The sequence below is a fragment of the Treponema sp. UBA7567 genome (assembly GCF_002476655.1).
GTDB lineage: Bacteria > Spirochaetota > Spirochaetia > Treponematales > Treponemataceae > Treponema_D.
The window spans coordinates 1-4,242 of sequence record NZ_DLLH01000029.1 but is presented as its reverse complement, the minus strand read 5'-3'; the positions used below and the strand labels follow the sequence as shown (position 1 = coordinate 4,242).

Sequence of the window (4,242 nt, the reverse complement as noted above, 5' to 3'; positions counted from 1 at the left end):
TATGCGTAAAGGATTTAAGTTTGTCGTTGTAATTGACTTTTCCGACGATTTTACTAAAATACAAGGAAGTGATTTTCTGTCAATTTTAAAAGATAACTGCAATGTAAAATATCTTGCCGAAGGTGAAGATTTTAGATGCGGTTACAAAGGCTTGACCGATATTCCTGCTTTAAAAGAATTTTGCGCTAAAAATAAAATCGAGCTTAATGTTGTCAGTTTTGTTGATTATTCTGGCAAAAAAGTAAGTTCTTCAAGAATTCGTGAGGATGTTCTTGATAAAAAGTTTAATGAAATAAGCATAATGCTCAGAAATCCGTATACTATTGACTGTGCGGGTTTTGAATGGTATAGGGAAACAATAGAAGGAAAAAATTATCTGACCGCAAAAAAACACGGAAGTCAGATTTTTCCGCCTGATGGTGAATATGCTGTCAAAATAAAAATGGTAATTTCTGGAAGCGAAGAGATTTCCGCAGCAAAAACTGTAGCCTGTAAATTAGATTCCGGTTTACTTCGCGTGCTGGATTCTGACGGATCGCTCAGAGGCTTTGTGCGGGCAATTCAATTTGGTTACCCAGAGAAATAAATATTTTAAGGAGTAAGTAAAATGCTTACAAAAGAAGAATCAGCTGCAGTAGTCAGCAAATTTGGCAAAAACGAAGCCGACACAGGAAACACAAAAGTTCAGATCGCTCTCCTTACTGAACGCATCAAACAGCTTACAGTTCACTGCCAGCACTTCCCAAAAGACGCAGGCGCATCACGTGGATTGCTCAAAGTAATCGGACAGCGCCGCAAGATGCTTAAATATCTTCAGAGAAAGGATTTGGAAGTTTACCGCCAGCTTATTAAAGAACTTGGTCTCCGCAAATAATAAACGTGGAGGTGTAAGTAATGGCAGTAAATAGAGTAACTTACAAAATTGGTGATGAAGATTTAATTCTCGAAACTGGAAAAATCGGTAAACAGGCAAACGGATGTGTTTATGCGCAGTACGCAGGAACATCTGTAATTGCAACTGTATGTGCCTCTTCCGAAGTTAAAGAGGGATTGGACTTTGTCCCGGTTACTGTTGAATACAATGAAAAATATTATGCCGCAGGAAAAATTCCAGGAGGCTTTGTAAAACGTGAAGGTCGTCCAAAGGACAAGGAAATTTTGGTTTCTCGCCTTATTGACCGTCCTATGCGTCCTCTTTTTGAACCTGCATTTGGTCGTGAAATCCAGATTGTTCCGACTTGTGTTTCTGCCGACGGAATCAATCCACCGGACATTCTTGCAGTAATTGCCGCTTCTGCAGCAGTATCAATTTCTGATATTCCATTCCATGGACCAGTTGCAGCGGCAAGAGTCGCTTATATTGACGGACAGTATGTAATCAACCCGACTTTCTATCAGCAGGAAAAAGCTCAGCTCGAAATCGTTGTTGCCGGAACAAAAGACGGATTTACGATGGTTGAAGGCGGTGCGAACGAAGTCAGCGAGGAAGTAATGCTCGGCGCTCTTGAACAGGCGCAGGGCTTTATTACGGCTATGTGCGAGCTTCAGGAACAGCTTGTTGCAAAATGTGGAAAAGAAAAACTCCCACTTGCTCCACTTAATGTTGAGCTTGCAAACAAAGAGCAGATTATTGCAGATGCAACACCTCTCCTTGAAAAAGCATGTTTCCAGGACGGAAAAATGACTCGCGGCAAGGCAATTGCCGCGGCAAAAGAGCAGGTTGCACAGAAATATGCTGAACAGTTGTCAGATGAAATTCAGAAAAAGCTTTTTGATTCTTGCTTTGATGATATTCAGTACAACTTGCTTAGAAAGAGCATTTTGGACAAAGGCTTGAGAATTGATGGCCGTAAATGTGACGAAATTCGTCCGATTACTTGCGAAGTGAACGTTCTTCCTCGTCCACACGGTTCGGCTCTTTTTACACGTGGCGAAACTCAGTCCTTGGCAGTTTGTACTCTTGGCACAACACTCGATGCCCAGGTTTATGACGATATTGATGGAGAAAGAAGCGAAAACTTTATTCTTCATTACAATTTCCCTCCTTATTCTGTTGGAGAAGTTGGACGTCTTACAACAGGCCGCCGCGAAATTGGACACGGAAACCTTGCCCGCCGTTCTTTGGCAGCCATGGTTCCGCCAGTTACAGAATTTCCTTATACCGTTCGCGTAGTTTCTGAAATCATGGAATCTAACGGTTCTTCTTCTCAGGCTTCTACTTGTGGCGGTTGTCTTGCAATGCTCGCTGCTGGCGTTCCTATGAAGAAGATGGTTGCAGGAATTGCAATGGGTCTTATTACAGAACCAGAAGGCGACAATCCTTACGGAAATTACAAGATTCTTTCTGATATCCTTGGTGAAGAAGACCATCTCGGCGATATGGACTTTAAGGTAGCCGGAACAAAAGACGGAATTACTGGTTTCCAGATGGATATTAAGATTGCCGGTGTGACAACACAGATTATGAAAGAAGCTCTCGCCCAGGCAAAAGCCGGACGCTTGCATATTCTTTCGATCATGGAAAAATGCATCGACAAGCCTCAGCCAATTAGTCCGTTTGCGCCAAAAATCTTGACTATGAAAATTAGTCCGGATAAAATCGGCGCTTTGATTGGACCTGGCGGAAAGAACATTAAAGCTCTTTGCGCACAGTACGGCGTTACAATCAACACAGAAGATGACGGAACTGTTCAGATTTACGGAAAAACCGGAAAATCTGCTGAAGAAGCGAAACTCGCTGTAAAAGGCATTTGTGAAGATCCAGAAGTTGGAACAATTTACAACGGCACTGTAAAGCGCATAATGGATTTTGGTGCTTTTGTTGAAATTTTGCCAGGAAAAGAAGGCTTGTGCCACATTTCTAAACTTTCAAGACAGAGAGTTGAAAAAGTGACGGACGTTCTTAAAGAAGGCCAGCAGATTCCTGTAAAACTTCTTGAAGTAGACAAAATGGGAAGATTGAATCTTTCCTATGTTGATGCGCTTGAAGAGCTAAAAAAATAATTAACGCTTAAAATGTTAAATTATTAAACAAAAAATGGCTGTTTGAAGACTGATTTTCAGACAGCCATTTTTTTTGTCAAAATCTCACTGCCATAGAAAAAAAAGTTCAAATCGTTTATACTTTTTAAGATATGAAAAAAGGTTTTGATAACGATAAATATTTGAAAATTCAGTCTGAACACATTAAAGAGCGTATTTCGCATTTTGGAAACAAGCTTTATTTGGAATTTGGCGGTAAACTTTTTGACGACTTTCATGCAAGCCGTGTTTTGCCTGGGTTTGAGCCAGACAGTAAACTCAAGATGCTTTTGCAGCTGGCTGATATGGCAGAAATTATAATCGTAATCAGCGCATTGGATATTGAAAAAAACAAAGTCCGCGGCGACTTGGGTATTACTTATGACAAAGATGTCCTTCGTCTGCGCCAGGAATTTATGGACAGAGGGTTATTTGTAGGTTCTGTTGTTATTACGCATTATTGCGGACAGGAAGGTGCAAAGGCCTTTGCTAAACGTCTTAAAAAACTTGGAATAAAGTCTTATTTCCATTATTTGATAGAAGGCTATCCGAGCAACGTTGCTCTTATCGACAGCGATAAAGGCTATGGAAAAAATGATTATGTAGAAACCTCCCGTCCGCTTGTTGTTGTTACAGCTCCAGGTCCTGGGTCTGGCAAAATGGCTGTCTGCTTAAGCCAGCTTTATAACGAAAATGTTCGCGGTGTAAAGGCAGGATATGCCAAGTTTGAAACGTTTCCTATTTGGAATCTTCCTCTAAAGCATCCTGTAAACCTTGCTTACGAAGCGGCAACTGCCGATTTAAACGATGTTAATATGATTGACCCATGGCATCTTGAGGCTTATGGGGTTACGACTGTAAACTACAACCGCGATATAGAAATTTATCCGGTGCTGGATGCAATCTTTAAGGGAATTTTTGGAGAAAATCCATATAAATCGCCGACGGATATGGGCGTCAATATGGCAGGCAACTGTATCTTTGACGACGAGGCATGCTGCTATGCGAGCCGTCAGGAAATTATCAGACGCTACTATACTGCTTTGTGCAACCTTGCTGACGGGAAGTGCGAAGAATCCGAAGTAAACAAACTTACTCTTTTAATGCAGCAGGCAAAGATAACTCCGGCCGACCGTCTTGTTACAGTTGCCGCAAGCAAACGCGCAGAAAAATCCGGACTTCCAGCGGCCGCAATCGAACTGAACGACGGCACAATAATCA

Annotated in this window: 3 protein-coding genes and 1 pseudogene; all 4 read left to right on the top strand. The window is 41.6% G+C overall.

Annotation, left to right across the window (positions count from 1 at the left end):
- Positions 1-586, top strand: a pseudogene (locus B3Y13_RS03685) (hypothetical protein); the annotation flags it as partial.
- 21 nt (positions 587-607) lie between these two features.
- Positions 608-874: a 30S ribosomal protein S15 gene (gene rpsO / locus B3Y13_RS03680; RefSeq protein ID WP_296020731.1), complete on the top strand. Its 267-nt coding sequence runs from the start codon at positions 608-610 to the stop codon at positions 872-874.
- Between the two features lie 20 nt (positions 875-894).
- The gene (gene pnp, locus B3Y13_RS03675; RefSeq protein ID WP_296020724.1) at positions 895-3,003 is read left to right on the top strand and encodes a polyribonucleotide nucleotidyltransferase; all 2,109 of its coding nucleotides are present in this window, start codon (positions 895-897) and stop codon (positions 3,001-3,003) included.
- A 131-nt stretch (positions 3,004-3,134) separates the two neighbouring features.
- The coding region (locus B3Y13_RS03670) for a DUF1846 domain-containing protein (protein WP_296692783.1) at positions 3,135-4,242 on the top strand (1,108 nt) is incomplete at its 3' end.

Coding starts and splice junctions, on each gene's coding strand:
- pnp (WP_296020724.1), top strand. CDS start 895: ATGGCAGTAAATAGAGTAACTTACAAAATTGGTGATGAAGATTTAATT.
- rpsO (WP_296020731.1), top strand. CDS start 608: ATGCTTACAAAAGAAGAATCAGCTGCAGTAGTCAGCAAATTTGGCAAA.